The following is a 19089-nucleotide window of genomic DNA, read 5'->3' as shown; positions in this document are numbered from 1 at the left end:
CGGTAGTACGGTCCGCGGATGCGGCCCATGAGAGCGAGCGCGGCGCGCGACGCGCTGCGCACCGCCCAGCTCACCTCTCGAGTTGCCCGGCGCTCGGGTGCACCGATCGACGAAGCGGCGGACATCGTCGCGGCCGGAATCAGCCGCCGGCGCCTGCTTCAGGGTGCAGGTGTCGCCGCGGCAGCGCTCGCCGTACCGATCGCGGGCGGTGAGCTCGCCGCTGCCAGACCCGGCGCTCGGAACGCTCGCAAGCAACCCACCGTCGTCATCGTGGGTGCCGGTATCGCCGGGCTCGGCTGCGCGGACCGGCTCTGGCATCGCCACGGCATCCGCTCCCAGATCTACGAGTACGCCGACCGGCACGGCGGCCGCATCCGTACGCTGCGCGGCCACTTCGACGACGGCCAGCTGGTCGAGGAGCATGCCGAGTTCGTGAACCCCGAACACACCGCGACGCTCGCGCTCGCCAAGCGGTTCGGCCTCACTCTCGACAACACCGACCACTACCCGGAGCCGCACCAGGACCAGGTCAGCCTGCAGTTCGACGGCAAGCTGTGGCCGCAGAAGATGATGAACCACGAGTGGCACGAGTGGGGCTGGAAGCTCTTCCACGATGCCGCGATCAACAAGGCGCCATGGCCGACCACCTACACCCGCAGCACGAAGTGGGGACGCCAGTGGGATCGGATGTCCGTGTCCGACTGGATCGACGCCTACGTCCCGGGCGGGATCGGTGGCGACTTCGGGCAGCTCTGCATCTCGGCCGTCCTTGACGAGTTCGGCGGTCCGCCGGAAGAGCAATCCGCGCTGAACCTCGTGTACCTGCTCGGCGAGGACGACAGCACGAAGAGTGGCAACCAGCCGAAGTCGTCGCCGGAGCTCGACGGCGCGGACGAGAAGTGGCACATCCACGGCGGCTGCGACCAGCTGACCACCGGCATCGTCGACGGGTTGCCTGCCGGTTCGTTGCATCTGCGCGAGCGACTCGTCGCGATCGCCGCAACCGCTCACGGCCGATACCGGCTGACCTTCGACCACGACGGTCGCCACCACTCCGTCGCCGCCGACCACGTCGTCCTCGCGTTGCCGTTCACCCTGCTGCGCGACGTGGACCTGACCGGGATCGCGCTGCCCGCGCCACAGCGCCGCGCGATCCATACCGAGCCGCTCGGCAGCAACGCGAAGATGTTCCTGCAGTTCTCGCACCGGGTGTGGGACCAGGCCGGCAAGACCGGCAACGTCTACTGCGCCGGCGTCGTGCAGGGCGCATGGGACGCAACCGGCTACCAACCTGGTACGGCGGGGGTCCTCGCGGCGCTTCCCGGCGGCACGGTGGGCACCGACTGGGGGCAGCGCTACGACTTGCGTCACTACCGCGGAGCTGCACCGGCACAGATGGTGCACGACTACCTGAGCCAGTTCGACGCGATCTATCCCGGGCTGACGTCGGCGTACAACGGGAAGTCGTTCTACGTGTGGTCCAGCGGTGACCCGCACATCAAGGGCGCCTACTCCTACCTGAAGGTCGGGCAGTACACCGACTTCAACGGGATCCAGGGCCGCCGCCACGGCAACCTGCACTTCGCGGGCGAGCACACGTCGTTGAACTTCCAGGGCTACATCGAAGGCGGCCTGCGCAGCGGGCAGCGGTGTGCGGCCGAGATCACCGGCAAGGCCTGAGCCGCTCGGCGGACCGGCTGAGGTAGCGTCCGGACCATGGCGGCGAAGGTGTCCTACGACGACGTCGAGGTCGGCACGAAGCTGCCCGCCCAGACCTTCAACGTCCAACGGGCGGACCTCGTGAAGTACGCCGGCGCGTCCGGCGACTTCAACGTGATCCACTGGAACGAGCGCATCGCCAAGGCGGTCGGGCTGCCCGACGTCATCGCGCACGGGATGTTCACCATGGCCGAAGCCGGCCGGGTGATCACCGACTGGGCCGGCGACCCGGGTGCGGTCGTCGAGTACGGCGTGCGGTTCACCGCCCCGGTGCCGGTGCCCGACGACGACAAGGGCACCGACATCGAGATTTCCGGCTGGGTCGAGACCAAGCTCGACGACCGCAAGGTCTCCGTCGCGCTCGAGGCGAGGGCGCTCGGCGCCAGCGTGCTCACGAAAGCACGAGCCATCGTCCAGCTCACCTGAGTACGGCTGAGTTCGGCGAACGGGCGGACGGGGGTCTGCGTCGCTTGACAGTTAGTGAGTGAGCAGTTAACTTACTTCCCATGGCCCCTCCCGCGACCCGGATGACCGCCGCCGAGCGGCGCGCCGACGTCCTGCGGGCGGCGGTCGCACCGTTTGCCAAGGGCGGCTACCACGGCACCTCCACCGAAGAGGTGGCCCGAGCCGCTGGGATCAGCCACCCGTACCTGTTCCGACTGTTCCCCACCAAGAAGGAGCTGTTCCTCGCGCTCGTCGCGCATGGTTTCGCCCGGGTACGCGAGGCGTTTGTCGAGGCGGTCGGCGACCAGACCGGTGAGGCCGCGATGGAGGCCATGGGCGAGGCGTACAGCGAGCTGTTGCGCGATCGGGACGAGCTCATGCTGCAGATGCAGTGCTACGTCGCGTGCGACGACGAGGAGATCGCCGAGGCGACCCGCTACGAGTTCGGCCGGCTCTGGCGCGAGGTCGTGCGCCTTTCCGGAGCCAGCGACGAGGAGATGCAGCAGTTCTTCGCCCTCGGCATGCTGATGAACGTCATCGCGTCCATGGACGCCACCAGCCACAGCTCGGCGTGGATCAAGGCGTGCCTGCCGCCGGCGTGGCTCAACCCGGCCGGGGACGACCCCGCCTAATTTTTTTGACCCGGAAAGTGAGTGACTACTCACTCTGGTAACGAGAGGAAGCCGGCTATGACCGCGAGGACCCGGACGATCTGGACGTTCGTGATCACCAGCGTTGCCCTGTTCATGACCTCGCTCGACAACCTGGTCGTCACGACGGCGCTGCCGGTCATCCGGCTGCACCTGCACGCCTCGCTGTCATCGCTGGAATGGACCGTCAACGCCTACACCTTGACCTTCGCCGTACTGCTGCTGACCGGGGCAACTCTCGGCGAGCGGTTCGGCCGCCGGCGGATGTTCCTCGTCGGCCTCGTCGTGTTCACCGCCGGATCCGCCGCAGCGGCGCTCGCGCCGAGCGCGGGCTGGCTGATCGTCGCCCGGGCCGTGCAGGGATCGGGTTCGGCGATCGTGACGCCGCTCACCCTGACGCTGCTCTCCGCCGCCGTTCCGGTCGAGCGCCGCGGCGCGGCACTCGGCGCCTGGGGTGCCGTTGCCGGCCTCGCGATCTCCAGTGGCCCGCTGGTCGGCGGCGCGGTGGTGCAGGGCTGGTCGTGGCAGACGATCTTCTGGATCAACGTGCCGATCGGCCTGTTGCTGCTCCCGGTCGCGTGGCGCGGCCTGGCCGAAAGCCACGGCCCGGCGTCACGCCTCGACCTCGGCGGCGTGTTGCTGGCGAGCACCGGCCTGTTCGGCCTGGTCCTCGGCACGGTGCGGGCGAACGCACTCGGCTGGACCTCGACCTACGTGCTGACCTCGCTCGCGGTGGGCGCGGCGCTGCTCGTGGCCTTCGTCCGCTGGGAGCTGCGGACCAGCGAGCCGATGCTTCCGATGCGGCTGTTCCGTTCTCGCGGCTTCACCGCCGCCAACGCCGCCAGCGTCCTGATGTTCTTCGGGATGTTCGGCTCGATCTTCCTGCTGTCCCAGGCGCTGCAGACCATGCAGGGCTACACCCCGCTGGGCGCCGGGCTGCGGATGCTGCCCTGGACCGGGATGCCGATCGTGTTCGCGCCGATCGCCGGCATCCTCGCGGACCGGATCGGCGCCCGCCCGGTCGTCTTCGTCGGCCTGGCGCTTCAGGCGATCGGCCTGTTCTGGCTGGCGCAGCTGATGAGCCCGACCACGCCGTTCCTGCACCTGGTGCCGGCGCTGTCGGTGAGCGGCATCGGCATGGCGATGTTCTTCGCCCCGACCGCTGCGCTGGTCCTCAGCACCGTACGGCGCGAAGAGGAGGGCATCGCGTCCGGAGCCGCCAACGCGTTGCGCGAGGTCGGCGGCGTGTTCGGCGTGGCCGTGCTCGCCTCGGTCTTCGCCGGGCACGGCGGCTACCTGTCCCCGCACGACTTCGCGCTCGGGCTGCGGCCGGCGGTCGAGGTCGGTGCCGCGGTGGTCGGTGTTGCGGCGCTGGTCCTGCTCGGTGTGCCGCGGCGGGCCACCGCCCTCCAGGCCGGGATCGAGACCGGCGAGGGCGACGTCACGGGCGTCCCGTCCGGTGAGCTGGCATCGGTCGGCGTCTGAACGCACAACTCGGCCGATCGACCGCAAAGCGGCCCAAGATCGTCGTACTGTCGTAGCGCCCGGGTAGATCTTCGGACCCGGGCGCTACGACCAATCGTCGGGCGAACCGGGTCGACCCACGGCGAAGGCGGTGCTGCGCGATGTCTGTGCTCGCGTTCTTGCGCCGCGGTCGCCGCGAGGAGATCGAGCCGGTGGTCCGGCCGACCGAGCCGCCGCGCGAGGTGATCGTGTTCTCCGGCGGCGGCAGCCTCGGCGCCGCCCAGGTCGGGGCACTCCAGGCGCTGTTCGAAGGCGGCGTGGTCCCGGATGCCGTCGTGGGCTGCTCGGTCGGCGCGATCAACGCGGCCTACATCGCGACCGACCCGACCGCGGCCCGAGCCCATGCGCTCGAAGGGGTCTGGCGGTCCATGTCGCGCCGGGAGGTCTTCCCCGACGGCCGGTTCCGGGTCGCGCGGCGGTTGGTGAGCCGCGCGAGCTACCTCTACACCCCCGAGGGCATGCGCACCGTCTTCGCCGCGTGCGTCCCGCTCGCCGACCTTTCGCTGACCGCGATCCCGTGTCATGTCGTGACCACGGACCTGATCGCCGGGGAGCCGACCTGGTGGACCCGAGGTGACCCGGTAGACGTGTTGAGCGCCAGCGCCTGCCTGCCCGGCCTGTTCCCCCCGGTGGAGCTCGACGGCCGGCTGCATGTCGACGGCGGCGTGTCGTGCCCGGTGCCCACCCAGCGCGCCCTCGATCTCGGCGCGGCCCGCGTGTGGGTCCTCAACATCGCCCGGGAGTACGTCGGATGGGCGGACGAGCGGATGTCGGCTCTCGACGTCCTGCTGGAGAGCTTCGCCATCTCGCGCTCCCACCTTGGCCGGCTCGCCCCCGTTCCGGCGCCCGGACAGCGGATCGTCACGTTGCCGCCGTTGTCCCTCGGCCGTCACGACATGCGGGACTTCTCGCGCACTCCGTGGCTGATCGCGGCCGGCCGCGAGGCCGGCCGGGCGATGGTCGCGAGCGAGCTGCGGGCACAGGCCCGGCGTTCCGACCCGCCGGTCGACTCCGCGGTCGTCTAGGTGGTGGGCCCGGGCGCTCAGGCCAGGCTGATCTCGCCGAGCAGCTTGGCCATCCGGCCGACGCCTTCGACGAGATCGTCGTCGCCCAGCGCGTAGGACAGCCGGAAACAGCCCGGCGCGCCGAACGCCTCGCCCGGGACGACCGCGACCTCTGCCTCGTCGAGCAGCACCTCGGCGAGCTCCGCGGAGGTCGCCGGCGTCCGCCCGCGAAGCGGCCGCCCGAGCAGCGCCTTTACCGACGGGAAGCAGTAGAACGCGCCGAGCGGGGTCGGGCACTCGACGCCAGGGATCTCGCTCAGCATCCGGACCATCGTCTTGCGCCGTACGTCGAACGCCTCGCGCATCGCCGCCGCGGCGGAAAGGTCGCCGCCGACTGCGGCGAGCGCGGCCGCCTGGGCGACGTTCGAGACGTTCGAGGTCGCGTGGGACTGCAGGTTGGCGGCCGCGCCGATCACGTCGGTCGGACCGACCATCCAGCCGACCCGCCAGCCGGTCATCGCGTAGGTCTTCGCGACCCCGTTCAGGACGACGCAGCGCTCGGCCAGCTCCGGCGCCGCCACCGGCATCGAGGGCGCGAGCGCGCCGTCGTAGCGCAGGTGCTCGTAGATCTCGTCGGTGATCACCCACACCCCGTGCTCGACCGCCCACCGGCCGATCGCCTCCACCTGCTCAGGTGGGTAGACCGCTCCCGTCGGGTTCGACGGTGAGCAGAACAGCAGCGCCTTGGTGCGCTCGGTGCGCGCCGCCTCGAGCTGCTCGACGGTCGCGAGGTAGCCGCTGGCGGTCTCCGTCTCGACCACTGCGGGCACGCCGCCGGCCAGCCGGATCGCCTCGGGATAGGTCGTCCAGTACGGCGCCGGCAGGAGCACCTCGTCGCCCGGGTCGAGCAGGGTGGCGAATGCCTGGTAGACCGCCTGCTTGCCGCCGTTGGTGACCAGCACCTGTGCGGCGGCAACGTCGTAGCCGGAGTCGCGGTAGGTCTTCTCGGCGATTGCCTGGCGAAGCGCCGGCAGGCCCGGTGTGGGCGTGTAGTGGTGCATCGCCGGGTCGGAGCAGGCGGCGACCGCCGCTGCCACGATCGGAGCGGGCGTCGCAAAGTCGGGCTCGCCGGCGCCGAACCCGATCACGTCGCGCCCGGCGGCCCTCAACGCCTTGGCCTTCGCATCGACCGCGAGCGTGGCGGATTCGGCGATCGAGCCGACGCGGTTGGAGATTCTGGAGCGCGAAGCCATGCCCCTATGGTCGCCTACCGGCCGAGCGTGGGTCCACCAGGTTGTGGCGTGTCGCACCCGTCCCACTGGTTCGACCGGGTCGCCCGGCGGGACGTACACTGCGACGTTCGCAACGCACTCATAGGGCAGTAGCTCAATTGGCAGAGTCCCGGTCTCCAAAACCGGTGGTTGGGGGTTCGAGTCCCTCCTGCCCTGCTGACTGGCGGCGCACCTGAAGCAGGACAATGGGCACTGCCGTCGTGATCCAATGAATGCAGACGTCGGACGACCCAGCACGTGACGGACAGGAGGTGACGAGCGTGACGCAGACCAGCGAGACCGGACCGGCGGTCCGGCCGGCGCAGGCCGGTGGCCGCGGCGGCAAGCGCCCGAACCTCGGCACCAGGATCTCGCTCTACAACCGCCAGGTGGTGAGCGAGCTTCGCAAGGTGATCTGGCCGACCCGCAACGAGCTGGTCACCTACACGATCGTGTCCGTGGCGTTCGTCACGTTCATGATCGCCTTCGTCGGCCTGCTCGACTACTTGTTCACCAAGGGAGTCTTCCAGCTCTTCGGTTGACCGTCCCTCCCCGCCCACTCTCAAGGAAGTACCCCGCAATCGTGACCGAGTACGTGCCCGAGCAGACCGACGGTGACGTCGTCGAGCCCGACCTCCCGACCTCGTCGGCGGATGCGCCGTCGCCGGAGTCGCCGACGGCAGAGGCCCCGACCGCCACCGAGCACGACCCGGCCGAGGACGCAGCGGACAACACGCCGGGCGACACAGCGGGCGACACAGCGAACGCCGAGTCGGACCTTGACGGCCCGGGCTCCGAGGAGCCTCCGAGCGGCCCGGTCGCGGACGCCTGGGCAGCGGCCGTCGCGGCGGCGAACCGTACCGAGGAACCGGCCACCGACGACGCGGATGCGGCAGAGCCGTCACAGGCTGCCGACCAGGCTGATCCGGCAGCGGACTCGACGGAGTCCGAGCCGGAGCCGACCCCGGTCGCTTCGGACGACACGGAACCGGAGGACGCCGCACCGGACGACGCAGAGCCGAGCGACGCGGAGCCGCCGGCCGCCACCGAGCCGGTCGCCGACCAGGCTGCCGCGGCTGCCGGCGACGAGCCGGCCGAGCAGGAGTCCGCGGAAGCGGCCGAGCCGGACAGCGAGCCGGCGGCCGGTGAGCTTGCGGAGTCCGCGGCGCAGTCCGGCACGCAGGTCGGTGGCGAGTCCGGCGACGAGGTCGACGAGGTCGAGGCCTTCCGGGCCAAGCTCGCGACCTTGCCGGGCGACTGGTACGTCGTCCACACCTACGCGGGTTATGAGAACCGGGTGAAGGCCAACCTCGAGTCGCGGATCGCCTCGCTGAACATGGAGGACTTCATCTTCGACATCCAGGTGCCGACCCAGCCCGAGACGATCATCAAGGGCGGCAAGCGCCAGGTCGTGGACTCGAAGATCTTCCCGGGCTACGTCCTCGTCCGGATGGATCTCACCGACGAGTCCTGGTCGGTCGTCAAGAACACGCCGAGTGTGACCGGTTTCGTGGGCACCACGCACCCGACGCCGCTATCGACCGCGGACGTCGTGAAGTTCCTTGCCCCGAAGCCGGCCGAGGCGAAGCGGGTCGAGGTGCCGAAGGTCGTCGACTTCGCGGTCGGCGAGTCGGTCACCGTGATGGACGGCCCGTTCGCGACGCTGCCCGCCACCATCAACGAGATCAACGCCGAGTCCCAGCGGCTGAAGGTCCTCGTCTCCATCTTCGGCCGGGAGACCCCGGTCGAGCTCTCGTTCAGCCAGGTCAGCAAGATCTGACCGGCCCAGATCCAGGAAGAACCCGATGCCTCCCAAGAAGAAGATCGCCGGCTTGATCAAGCTGCAGATCCAGGCCGGTGCCGCGACCCCCGCGCCTCCGGTCGGTCCTGCGCTTGGTCAGCACGGCGTCAACATCATGGACTTCTGCAAGCAGTACAACGCGGAGACCGAGTCCCAGCGCGGCAACGTGATCCCGGTCGAGATCACCGTCTACGAAGACCGCAGCTTCACCTTCATCACCAAGACCCCGCCGGCGGCGAAGCTCATCCTCAAGGCGGCCGGGATCGAGAAGGGCTCCGGCGAGCCGCACACCAACAAGGTCGCCTCGATCACGCGTGCCCAGGTGCGCGAGATCGCGACCACGAAGCAGGCCGACCTCAACGCCAACGACCTCGACGCCGCCGAGAAGATCATCGCCGGCACCGCCCGCTCGATGGGCGTCACCGTCACCGACTGACACCGCACCGCCGTACGTCGTGGGAGGGGCCGGCCGGCTCCGCTCGAACCACTAGGAGAAAGCACACCGATGACCAAGCGCAGCAAGTCCTACAAGTCCGCCGCCGCACTCATTGACCGCGATCGGCTCTACACGCCGCTCGAGGCGGTTCGGCTGGCCAAGCAGACCTCCACCACCAAGCGCTTCGACGCGACCGTCGAGGTGGCCATGCGGCTCGGCGTCGACCCGCGCAAGGCCGACCAGATGGTGCGCGGCACCGTCTCGTTGCCGCACGGCACCGGGAAGACCGCTCGCGTCGCGGTCTTCGCCACCGGCGAGAAGGCCGAGGAGGCCCGCGCGGCCGGTGCGGACATCGTCGGTGGCGACGACCTGATCGAGCAGGTCTCCGGCGGCATGCTCGACTTCGACGCAGCCGTCTCGACCCCTGACCTGATGGGCAAGGTCGGCCGGCTCGGCCGGGTCCTCGGCCCCCGCGGCCTGATGCCGAACCCGAAGACCGGCACCGTCACGATGGACGTGGGCAAGGCGGTCAGCGACATCAAGGGCGGCAAGATCGAGTACCGCGTCGACCGGCAGGCCAACCTGCACTTCGTGATCGGCAAGACCTCGTTCAGCGAGTCGCAGCTGGTGGAGAACTACGCCGCCGCGCTCGACGAGGTCGTCCGCGCCAAGCCCTCTGCGGCCAAGGGTCGATACATCCGCAAGGTGGCGCTGTCGACGACGATGGGTCCCGGGATCCTGGTCGACCCGACCCGCACGCGTGACCTCGGATCGGACGGCGACGCCGGCCCCTCGGCTCCTGCTCCCGCCGCCGCGGTCGCCGAGCCCGAGGCCAGCACCGACAGCGAGGTCGCCGAGCCCACCGAGCCCGCCGAGCCTGCCGAGTCCACCGAGGCCGACGCGGACACCTCCGCCGAGGAGTAGGCGGCGGCCCGCGGTTTTGCCGGCGCGGTCATCGGCGTTTGAGGGAGCCCGCGAGGCGCTGCTAGCCTCGTCGGCGCCGAAGACCGCAGGTCGTCGCCACACCGGTGACCGAAGGCCCGCCTCAGCGGGCGTCCAGCGCAGGTGAGTGGAACGTCGTACCGCGCAGCGCGTGCTGCGCGCCGGACGCCCCGCGCGCCTCGCGCCGGGGCGTTTTCTGCATCTGTACCCCCGCACCATCCGCGCCGTTCCATCGAAAGGACTGCTCATGGTCCGGGCCGACAAGGCCACCGCGGTCGCCGAGCTGACCGACGCTTTCCGCAACGCGTCGGCGGCGGTGCTGACCGAGTACCGCGGGCTCACGGTCGCCGAGCTCAAAGAGCTGCGCCGCGCGCTCGCCGGGAACGCGACGTATGCCGTGGTGAAGAACACGCTGACCAAGATCGCGGCCCGGGAAGCCGGTTATGACGTCTTCGAGCCGATGCTCGAAGGCCCTTCGGCGATCGCGTTCGTGTCCGGTGACGCGGTCGAGGTCGCGAAGGGGCTGCGCAGCTTCGGGCGCGAGCATCCGCACCTGGTCGTCAAGGGCGGGATCCTCGACGGCAAGCCGCTCACCGCGGACGAGATCCGCACCCTCGCCGACCTGGAGTCGCGCGAGGTCTTGCTGGCGAAGTTCGCCGGCGGCATGCTCGCCCCGGCGCAGCAGATGGTGACCGTGCTCGGCGCGCCGATCCGTCAGCTGGCGCAGCTGCTCGGCGCGCTGGAAGCGAAGCTCGCGAGCGACCCCGACGCCGCCCGTGGTGGCGACGGCGCGGCCGCGACCGACCCGCCGCCCGCGGCCGCCGGCGATGCGCCGGCGAGTGCGGCTGCCGACGACGCGCCGGCCACCACGGACGAACCGGCCACCGGGGCCGCGCCCGCGGCTGACGTGGCTGCGGACGAGGCCCCCGCGGACAGCGGTGCCGACGACGCCGGCACCGACGCATCAACCCCGACCAGCACCGAAGAGACACCGGCCGGCGAATCCGCCGATGCGCCGGCCGAGAACTGAGCGAGGAGAACTCTCATGCCCACCCTGACCAACGACGAGATCATCGAGGCGCTCAAGGAGAAGAGCCTGATCGAGATCTCCGAGCTCGTGAAGGCCTTCGAGGAGACCTTCGGTGTCTCCGCGGCCGCTCCGGTTGCGGTCGCTGCCCCGGCCGCGGGTGGCGCCGGCGGCGGCGCGGCCGCCGAGGCCGAGGAGGAGAAGGACGAGTTCGACGTCATCCTCGAGGCCGCCGGCGACAAGAAGATCCAGGTCATCAAGGTCGTGCGCGAGCTCACCAGCCTGGGCCTCAAGGAGGCCAAGGACCTCGTCGACGGTGCGCCGAAGACGGTCCTGGAGAAGGTCGCGAAGGACGCCGCCGACAAGGGCAAGGAAGCCCTCGAAGGCGCCGGCGCGACCGTCACCGTCAAGTAGCCGCCGTACCTGCACGGATCGGCCGGCCTGCCGTGGCCGGCCGATCCTGAACGCACAGTTCCGCGTGGAGACTTGACGGCCGGCCCGCCCGGAGGGCATCCTGCTGCGCAGCAGTGACTGAATACGGTGGGCCCGACTAGCGGGTCGTTCTCGACAGCGAGCCTTCTCGCGGCTATGCTGCTTATTTGCGCTGCCTCCCGACTTCTCCGCGTCTGCTGACCATGCAGAGCCGCGGGTCGATTGGCGCGCGCGAACACTGACAGCGGGCAACTAGAGAAGGACCCCACTTGGCCGCCTCGCGCTCCACCGCTTCCGCTCCATCCACCCTCGCACCTCGCCGCATCTCCTTCGCGCGGATCAACGAGCCGCTCGAAGTGCCGAACCTGCTGGCGTTGCAGACGTCGTCGTTCAAATGGTTGATCGGCTCGCCCGAGTGGCGAGACCGGGCCGACGGCAACTCGACGTCCGGGCTCGAGGAGATCCTGTCCGAAATCAGCCCGATTCGCGACTTTTCCGACACCATGTCGCTGGAGTTTCGCGAGCCGAAGTTGATGGATCCGCCGCACTCGATCGAGGAGTGCAAGGACAAGGACATGACCTACTCGGCGCCGCTGTTCGTCATCGCCGAGTTCACGAACAACGAAACCGGCGAGATCAAGAGCCAGACGGTCTTCATGGGCGACTTCCCGCTGATGACCGATCAGGGCACGTTCATCATCAACGGCACCGAGCGGGTCGTCGTCTCGCAGCTGGTCCGCTCGCCCGGCGTCTACTTCGACCGCACCCTCGACAAGGCCAGCGACCGTGAGGTCTACGCCGCCAAGGTCATCCCCGGCCGCGGCGCCTGGCTGGAGTTCGAGGTCGACAAGCGCGACCAGGTCGGCGTCCGCATCGACCGCAAGCGGCGCCAGCCGGTCACGGTGCTGCTTCGTGCCCTCGGTTGGGACAACGAGCGGATCCTCGAGCGCTTCGGCGAGTTCGACTCGATGCGGCTGACGCTCGAGAAGGACCACACGACCACGCCGGACGAGGCGCTGATCGACATCTACCGCAAGCTGCGTCCGGGCGAGCCGCCCACGCGCGACGCGGCGGAGACCCTGCTCAACAACCTCTACTTCAACGAGAAGCGCTACGACCTGGCCAAGGTCGGCCGCTACAAGGTCAACAAGAAGCTCGGCACCGACGTTGCGCCGGGCACCGGGATCCTCACCGAGGACGACATCGTCGCGGCGATCGACTACGTCGTACGCCTGCACCGCGGCGACCCGGGCTACGAGACCGACGACATCGACCACTTCGGCAACCGGCGGCTGCGCACCGTCGGCGAGCTGATCCAGAACCAGGTCCGGATCGGGCTGTCCCGCATGGAGCGGGTCGTCCGCGAGCGGATGACGACGCAGGACGTCGAGGCGATCACGCCGCAGACCCTGATCAACATCCGGCCGGTCGTGGCGTCGATCAAGGAGTTCTTCGGGACTTCCCAGCTCTCGCAGTTCATGGACCAGACCAACCCGCTCGCCGGTCTCACCCACAAGCGGCGCATGTCGGCGCTCGGCCCGGGCGGTCTGTCCCGGGAGCGGGCCGGCTTCGAGGTCCGCGACGTGCACCCCAGCCACTACGGCCGGATGTGCCCGATCGAGACCCCGGAAGGTCCGAACATCGGCCTGATCGGGTCGCTGTCGACCTACGCGCGGGTCAACCCGTTCGGCTTCGTCGAGACGCCGTACCGGCGGGTGGACAAGGGCCGGGTCACCGACCACATCGACTATCTCACCGCGGACGAGGAGGACCGGCACGTCATCGCGCAGGCGAACGCGCCCCTGTCCGCCAACGGCACGTTTGCCGAGAACCGCGTCCTGGTCCGCCGCAAGGAGGGTGAGGTCGACTACGTCGAGCCCACCGCCGTCGACTACATGGACGTGTCGCCGCGGCAGATGGTGTCGGTCGCGACCGCGATGATCCCGTTCCTCGAGCACGACGACGCGAACCGCGCGCTGATGGGCTCGAACATGCAGCGCCAGTCGGTCCCGCTGCTGCGCAGCGAGGCGCCGCTGGTCGGCACCGGCATGGAGTACCGCGCCGCGGTCGACGCCGGCGACGTCGTCGTCGCGGAGCACGCCGGCGTCGTCGAGGAGGTCTCGGCCGACTACATCACGGTCGCGAACGACGACGGCACCACCCGCGTCTACCGGCTGGCCAAGTTCCACCGCTCCAACCAGGGCACGTCGTTCAACCAGAAGCCGATCGTGGACGAGGGCCAGCGGATCGAGGCCGGCCAGGTCATCGCCGACGGGCCGTGCACGCAGAACGGTGAGATGGCGCTCGGCAAGAACCTGCTGGTCGCGTTCATGTCGTGGGAAGGCCACAACTACGAGGACGCGATCATCCTGTCCTCGCGGCTGGTCGAGGAGGACGTCCTGTCCTCGATCCACATCGAGGAGCACGAGGTCGACGCTCGCGACACCAAGCTCGGCCCCGAGGAGATCACCCGCGACATCCCGAACGTCAGCGAGGAGGTCCTCGCCGACCTCGACGAGCGGGGGATCATCCGGATCGGCGCCGAGGTCGACCCCGGCGACGTGCTGGTCGGCAAGGTCACCCCGAAGGGCGAGACCGAGCTGACCCCGGAGGAGCGGCTGCTGCGCGCGATCTTCGGTGAGAAGGCCCGCGAGGTGCGCGACACCTCGCTGAAGGTGCCGCACGGCGAGAGCGGCAAGGTCATCGGCGTCCGCGTGTTCAACCGCGAGGACGGGGACGAGCTGCCGCCCGGGGTCAACGAGCTGGTGCGCGTCTACGTCGCGCAGAAGCGAAAGATCACCGACGGCGACAAGCTCGCCGGCCGGCACGGCAACAAGGGTGTGATCTCGAAGGTGCTGCCGGTCGAGGACATGCCGTTCCTCGAGGACGGCACGCCGGTGGACATCATCCTCAACCCGCTCGGCGTCCCCGGCCGGATGAACGTCGGCCAGGTCCTCGAGACCCACCTCGGGTGGGTCGCGAAGAGCGGCTGGCAGGTCGAGGGCACCAAGGAGAGCTGGCAGAAGCGGATGGCAGAGATCGGCGCGGACTCCTCCGAGCCCAACACCTGCCTGGCGACGCCGGTCTTCGACGGGGCGCGCGAGGAGGAGATCAGCGGCCTGCTGAGCTCGACCCTGCCCAACCGGGACGGCCAGCGCCTGGTCGGCTCGGACGGCAAGGCACAGCTGTTCGACGGCCGCAGCGGTGAGCCGATCCGCCAGCCGATCTCGGTCGGCTACATCTACATCCTGAAGCTCCTGCACCTGGTCGACGACAAGATCCACGCCCGTTCGACCGGCCCGTACTCGATGATCACGCAGCAGCCGCTGGGTGGTAAGGCGCAGTTCGGTGGCCAGCGCTTCGGCGAGATGGAGGTGTGGGCGCTCGAGGCCTACGGCGCGGCGTACGCGCTGCAGGAGCTGCTGACCATCAAGTCCGACGACGTCCTCGGCCGGGTCAAGGTCTACGAGGCCATCGTCAAGGGCGAGAACATCCCGGAGCCCGGAATCCCCGAGTCGTTCAAGGTGCTGATCAAGGAGATGCAGTCGTTGTGCCTCAACGTCGAGGTGCTGTCCAGCGACGGCATGCAGATCGAGCTGCGCGAGACCGACGAGGACGTGTTCAGAGCGGCTGAGGAGCTGGGCATCGACCTCAGCCGACGCGAGCCGAGTTCGGTTGAGGAAGTCTGACGACTTCTCCAACCCAGGCAAACCCTTAAAAACCGAAGAGCCAAAAGAAAGAAGACAAGGTGCTCGACGTCAACTTCTTCGACGAGTTGCGGATCGGCTTGGCGACCGCGGATGACATCCGCCTGTGGTCGCACGGCGAGGTCAAGAAGCCGGAGACGATCAACTACCGCACGCTCAAGCCGGAAAAGGACGGCTTGTTCTGCGAGAAGATCTTCGGTCCCACCCGGGACTGGGAGTGCTACTGCGGCAAGTACAAGCGCGTGCGCTTCAAGGGGATCATCTGCGAGCGCTGCGGTGTCGAGGTGACCCGTGCGAAGGTACGCCGGGAGCGGATGGGCCACATCGAGCTCGCCGCGCCGGTCACCCACATCTGGTACTTCAAGGGCGTCCCGAGCCGGCTCGGCTACCTGCTCGACCTGGCCCCGAAGGACCTCGAGAAGATCATCTACTTCGCCGGCTACCTGGTCACCGACGTCGATGCCGACGCGCGGCACCGTGACCTGGCGAGTGTCGAGGCGCAGTTCTCGGTCGAGAAGTCGCGCATCACCGACAAGATGAACGCCGACATCGACGCGCGGATGAAGCGGCAGGAGGCCGACCTCGCGCAGCTCGAGGCCGAGGGCGCGAAGGGCGACGCGCGCCGCAAGGTGCGCGACTCCGCGGACCGCGAGGTCAAGCAGATCCGCACGCGCGCCGAACGCGCGGTCGACGAGCTCGACTCGGTCCTCGACGCGTTCAAGAACCTCGCGGTGAAGCAGCTGATCACCGACGAGCGGACCTTCCGCGAGCTGCGTGACCGGTTCGCAAAGGGCGCGAAGAACGACGACGGCACCTGGCGGGTCGTGCCCGGCACCATGGGTGAGTACTTCGAGGCCGGCATGGGCGCCGAGTCGCTGAAGAAGCTGCTCGAGTCCTTCGACCTCGAGGCCGAGGCCGAGTCGCTGCGCGAGACCATCCGCACCGGCAAGGGGCAGAAGAAGGCCCGCGCGCTGAAGCGGCTGAAGGTCGTGAGCGCGTTCCTCAACACCCGCAACTCGCCGATGGGCATGGTGCTCGACTGCGTCCCGGTGATCCCGCCGGACCTGCGCCCGATGGTGCAGCTCGACGGCGGCCGGTTCGCGACGAGCGACCTCAACGACCTCTACCGCCGGGTGATCAACCGGAACAACCGGCTCAAGCGACTGCTCGACCTCGGCGCGCCCGAGATCATCGTCAACAACGAGAAGCGGATGCTGCAGGAGGCGGTCGACGCGCTGTTCGACAATGGCCGCCGCGGGCGCCCGGTCACGGGCCCCGGCAACCGGCCGCTGAAGTCGCTGTCGGACATGCTCAAGGGCAAGCAGGGCCGGTTCCGCCAGAACCTGCTCGGCAAGCGGGTCGACTACTCCGGCCGTTCGGTCATCGTGGTCGGGCCGCAGCTGCGGCTGCACCAGTGCGGGCTGCCGAAGCAGATGGCGCTCGAGCTGTTCAAGCCGTTCGTCATGAAGCGGCTGGTCGACCTCAACCACGCGCAGAACATCAAGTCCGCCAAGCGGATGGTGGAGCGCGCGACCGGCGGCACCGCTCGCTACGCGATGGTGTGGGACGTCCTCGAAGAGGTGATCACCGAGCACCCGGTGCTGCTCAACCGCGCACCGACGCTGCACCGCCTCGGCATCCAGGCGTTCGAGCCGCAGCTGGTCGAGGGCAAGGCGATCCAGATCCACCCGTTGGTGTGTACGGCGTTCAACGCCGACTTCGACGGCGACCAGATGGCCGTGCACCTTCCGCTGTCGGCGGAGGCGCAGGCCGAGGCCCGGATCCTGATGCTGAGCTCGAACAACATCCTCTCGCCGGCGTCGGGACGACCGATCACCTCGCCGACCCAGGACATGGTGCTCGGCATCTACTACCTCACGACCCAGCTCGACGGCGCGCCCGGCGAGGGCCGCACGTTCGGCTCGGTGGCCGAGGCGATCATGGCTTACGACGCGGGTGAGCTCGACCTGCAGGCGCTGGTCAAGATCCGGGTCGACGGCCTGCCCGCCGCGAGCGGCTCGGACCCGGCGGTTCCCGACGTACACCGTGGGCCGGACGCCGACGCTCGCAGCTTCGACGGCTCGCAGGGCTGGCAGCCCGGTGACCTGACGCTGGTCGAGACCACGCTCGGCCGGTGCCTGTTCAACGAGACGCTGCCCTACGACTACCCGTTCGTCGACTACGAGGTGCGCAAGGCGCAGCTCGGGGAGATCGTCAACGACCTGGCCGAGCGCTACCCGAAGGTCCAGGTCGCCGCGACGCTCGACGCGCTCAAGGAGGCCGGTTTCAGCTGGGCCACGAAGGCCGGTGTCACGATCGCGATCGCGGACGTGGTCACGCCGCCGGAGAAGCAGGCGATCCTCGCCCGCTACGAGGAGCTGGCCGAGAAGGTCCAGAAGCAGTACGAGCGGGGCGTCATCACCGATGACGAGCGCCGCCAGGAGCTGATCGAGATCTGGACCCGGGCGACCAGCGAGGTCGCGGCGAAGATGCGGGAGAACTTCCCGAAGGACAACCCGATCCAGATGATGGTCGGCTCGGGTGCCCGAGGGAACATGCTCCAGGTCCAGCAGATCGCCGGCATGCGTGGTCTGGTCGCGAACCCGAAGGGCGAGATCATCCCGCGGCCGATCAAGACCAACTTCCGCGAAGGTCTCACCGTGCTGGAGTACTTCATCTCCACCCACGGCGCCCGCAAGGGCCTGGCCGACACCGCGCTTCGTACGGCGGACTCCGGCTACCTCACCCGGCGGCTGGTCGACGTCAGCCAGGACGTCATCGTCCGCGAGGGCGACTGCGGGACCGACCGCGGCATCACCGTGCCGATCGCGATCGAGGGTCCGGACGGCAAGCTCGTGCTCGACCGGGAGAACGTCGAGACCCGGGTCTACGCGCGCTCGCTCGCGGAGGACGTCGTCGTCAACAAGACCGCGCTCGCCAAGGCGGGCGACGATCTGGGCGACGTACTCATCGGGCAGCTCGTCGACGCCGGCGTGGCCGAGGTGCGGGTGCGCAGCGTGCTCACCTGCGAGTCCAAGGCCGGGATCTGCGCGCTGTGCTACGGCCGTTCGCTCGCGACCAGCAAGACCGTCGACCTCGGCGAGGCGGTGGGCATCATCGCCGCGCAGTCGATCGGCGAGCCGGGCACGCAGCTGACGATGCGGACATTCCACACCGGTGGTGTCGCGGGTGAGGACATCACCCACGGCCTGCCTCGCGTGGTCGAGCTGTTCGAGGCGCGCCAGCCCAAGGGTCGCGCACCGATCAGCGAGGTGGCCGGCCGGGTCAGCATCGCCGAGACCGACAAGACCGCGAAGTTCGTCATCACCCCTGACGACGGCGGCGAGCCGGTCGAGTACCCGCTGTCGAAGCGGATGCTGTCCTGGCGCTGGTACGACGCCGAGTCAGAGCGGGCCCGCGGCCAGTGGCGGGTCGAGGACGGCCAGCACGTCGAGGTCGGAGACCAGCTGCACGCCGGCGCGAGCGACCCGCACGAGGTGCTGCGCATCCTCGGGCCGCGCGCGGTGCAGCTGCACCTGGTCAAGGAGGTGCAGGACGTCTACCGCTCGCAGGGCGTGACGATCCACGACAAGCACATCGAGATCATCATTCGCCAGATGCTCAAGCGGGTGAACATCCTCGAGTCGGGTGACACCGAGCTGCTTCCGGGCGAGTTGGTCGAGCGGCCGAAGTTCGAGGAGCAGAACCGCCGGGTCGTCGCCGAGGGCGGCGCGCCGGCGGCCGGCCGCCCGGTGCTGATGGGGATCACCAAGGCCTCGCTGGCCACCGAGTCGTGGCTGTCCGCGGCGTCGTTCCAGGAGACCACGCGGGTCCTCACCGACGCAGCGATCCACGCGCGGTCGGACTCGCTGCTCGGCCTGAAGGAGAACGTCATCATCGGCAAGCTCATCCCGGCGGGCACCGGCATCAGCCGTTACCGCAACGTCCGGGTCGAGCCGACCGAGGAGGCGCGGGCCGCGGTCTACACGATGACGCCGTACGAGGAGTCCGGGTACGACTTCGGCACCGGCAGTGGCGAGGCAGTGCCGCTCGAGGACTACAGCTACGGGCAGCGGCCGGGATTCGGTGGCGGAGACTACGGTTACCGCTAAGCCGTGACCCACGACGAGAC

At 69.3% G+C, this 19089-nt stretch carries 11 protein-coding genes, 1 tRNA gene and 3 pseudogenes; 14 read left to right on the top strand and 1 reads right to left on the bottom strand.

The window, feature by feature from the left end; genetic code table 11:
• Positions 1–18: 18 nt before the first annotated feature.
• From VME70_06135 to VME70_06115, 5 genes are all read left to right on the top strand, one after another.
• On the top strand, positions 19–1680 hold the full coding sequence (locus VME70_06135; GenBank protein ID HTW19774.1) for an FAD-dependent oxidoreductase: 1662 nt from the start codon (positions 19–21) through the stop codon (positions 1678–1680).
• Between the two features lie 36 nt (positions 1681–1716).
• A complete protein-coding gene (locus VME70_06130) occupies positions 1717–2145 on the top strand; it encodes a MaoC family dehydratase (GenBank protein HTW19773.1) in 429 nt (142 codons plus the stop codon).
• An 80-nt stretch (positions 2146–2225) separates the two neighbouring features.
• Positions 2226–2795, top strand: a complete 570-nt coding sequence (locus VME70_06125; GenBank protein HTW19772.1) for a TetR/AcrR family transcriptional regulator — start codon at positions 2226–2228, stop codon at positions 2793–2795.
• A 57-nt stretch (positions 2796–2852) separates the two neighbouring features.
• Entirely contained in the window at positions 2853–4298 is a 1446-nt protein-coding gene (locus VME70_06120) for a DHA2 family efflux MFS transporter permease subunit (protein HTW19771.1), read from the top strand.
• Positions 4299–4438: 140 nt separating this feature from the next.
• Positions 4439–5362 carry a patatin-like phospholipase family protein gene (locus VME70_06115; GenBank protein ID HTW19770.1) on the top strand — a complete coding sequence of 308 codons (924 nt, stop codon included), beginning with the start codon at positions 4439–4441 and terminating at the stop codon, positions 5360–5362.
• A 17-nt stretch (positions 5363–5379) separates the two neighbouring features.
• On the opposite strand, the gene VME70_06110 is transcribed toward VME70_06115, so the two are convergent.
• Positions 5380–6594 carry a pyridoxal phosphate-dependent aminotransferase gene (locus VME70_06110; GenBank protein ID HTW19769.1) on the bottom strand — a complete coding sequence of 405 codons (1215 nt, stop codon included), beginning with the start codon at positions 6592–6594 and terminating at the stop codon, positions 5380–5382.
• A 122-nt stretch (positions 6595–6716) separates the two neighbouring features.
• Between VME70_06110 and VME70_06105 the strand changes: the two genes are divergently transcribed.
• From VME70_06105 to VME70_06065, 9 genes and pseudogenes are all read left to right on the top strand, one after another.
• A tRNA-Trp gene (locus VME70_06105) sits at positions 6717–6789 on the top strand.
• A 104-nt stretch (positions 6790–6893) separates the two neighbouring features.
• Complete coding sequence (gene secE, locus VME70_06100; protein HTW19768.1) at positions 6894–7154, top strand: preprotein translocase subunit SecE; 261 nt, start codon at positions 6894–6896, stop codon at positions 7152–7154.
• 533 nt (positions 7155–7687) lie between these two features.
• Positions 7688–8392, top strand: a pseudogene (gene nusG, locus VME70_06095) (transcription termination/antitermination protein NusG).
• Positions 8393–8417: 25 nt separating this feature from the next.
• A complete protein-coding gene (gene rplK / locus VME70_06090; protein HTW19767.1) occupies positions 8418–8849 on the top strand; it encodes a 50S ribosomal protein L11 in 432 nt (143 codons plus the stop codon).
• 69 nt (positions 8850–8918) lie between these two features.
• Positions 8919–9626, top strand: a pseudogene (rplA, locus tag VME70_06085) (50S ribosomal protein L1).
• 412 nt (positions 9627–10038) lie between these two features.
• Positions 10039–10638: pseudogene (rplJ, locus tag VME70_06080) on the top strand (50S ribosomal protein L10).
• Between the two features lie 198 nt (positions 10639–10836).
• Positions 10837–11232 carry a 50S ribosomal protein L7/L12 gene (gene rplL, locus VME70_06075; GenBank protein HTW19766.1) on the top strand — a complete coding sequence of 132 codons (396 nt, stop codon included), beginning with the start codon at positions 10837–10839 and terminating at the stop codon, positions 11230–11232.
• 287 nt (positions 11233–11519) lie between these two features.
• Positions 11520–14939 (top strand): DNA-directed RNA polymerase subunit beta, encoded by a 3420-nt coding sequence (rpoB, locus tag VME70_06070; GenBank protein ID HTW19765.1) that lies wholly within the window; start codon positions 11520–11522, stop codon positions 14937–14939.
• Between the two features lie 59 nt (positions 14940–14998).
• Complete coding sequence (locus VME70_06065) at positions 14999–19069, top strand: DNA-directed RNA polymerase subunit beta' (GenBank protein HTW19764.1); 4071 nt, start codon at positions 14999–15001, stop codon at positions 19067–19069.
• The last annotated feature ends 20 nt before the right edge of the window (positions 19070–19089 follow it).

The organism is Mycobacteriales bacterium, assembly GCA_035504215.1.
Taxonomy (GTDB): Bacteria; Actinomycetota; Actinomycetes; order JAFAQI01; family JAFAQI01; genus DATAUK01.
This window is presented reverse-complemented; position numbering and strand designations above follow the sequence as displayed.

Excerpts from the sequence above, each read along its gene's own strand:
- VME70_06120 (HTW19771.1), top strand. The coding sequence starts at position 2,853 with ATGACCGCGAGGACCCGGACGATCTGGACGTTCGTGATCACCAGCGTT.
- VME70_06110 (HTW19769.1), bottom strand. The coding sequence starts at position 6,594 with ATGGCTTCGCGCTCCAGAATCTCCAACCGCGTCGGCTCGATCGCCGAA.
- rplL (HTW19766.1), top strand. The coding sequence starts at position 10,837 with ATGCCCACCCTGACCAACGACGAGATCATCGAGGCGCTCAAGGAGAAG.
- VME70_06135 (HTW19774.1), top strand. The coding sequence starts at position 19 with ATGCGGCCCATGAGAGCGAGCGCGGCGCGCGACGCGCTGCGCACCGCC.
- VME70_06130 (HTW19773.1), top strand. The coding sequence starts at position 1,717 with ATGGCGGCGAAGGTGTCCTACGACGACGTCGAGGTCGGCACGAAGCTG.
- VME70_06125 (HTW19772.1), top strand. The coding sequence starts at position 2,226 with ATGGCCCCTCCCGCGACCCGGATGACCGCCGCCGAGCGGCGCGCCGAC.
- VME70_06115 (HTW19770.1), top strand. The coding sequence starts at position 4,439 with ATGTCTGTGCTCGCGTTCTTGCGCCGCGGTCGCCGCGAGGAGATCGAG.
- rplK (HTW19767.1), top strand. The coding sequence starts at position 8,418 with ATGCCTCCCAAGAAGAAGATCGCCGGCTTGATCAAGCTGCAGATCCAG.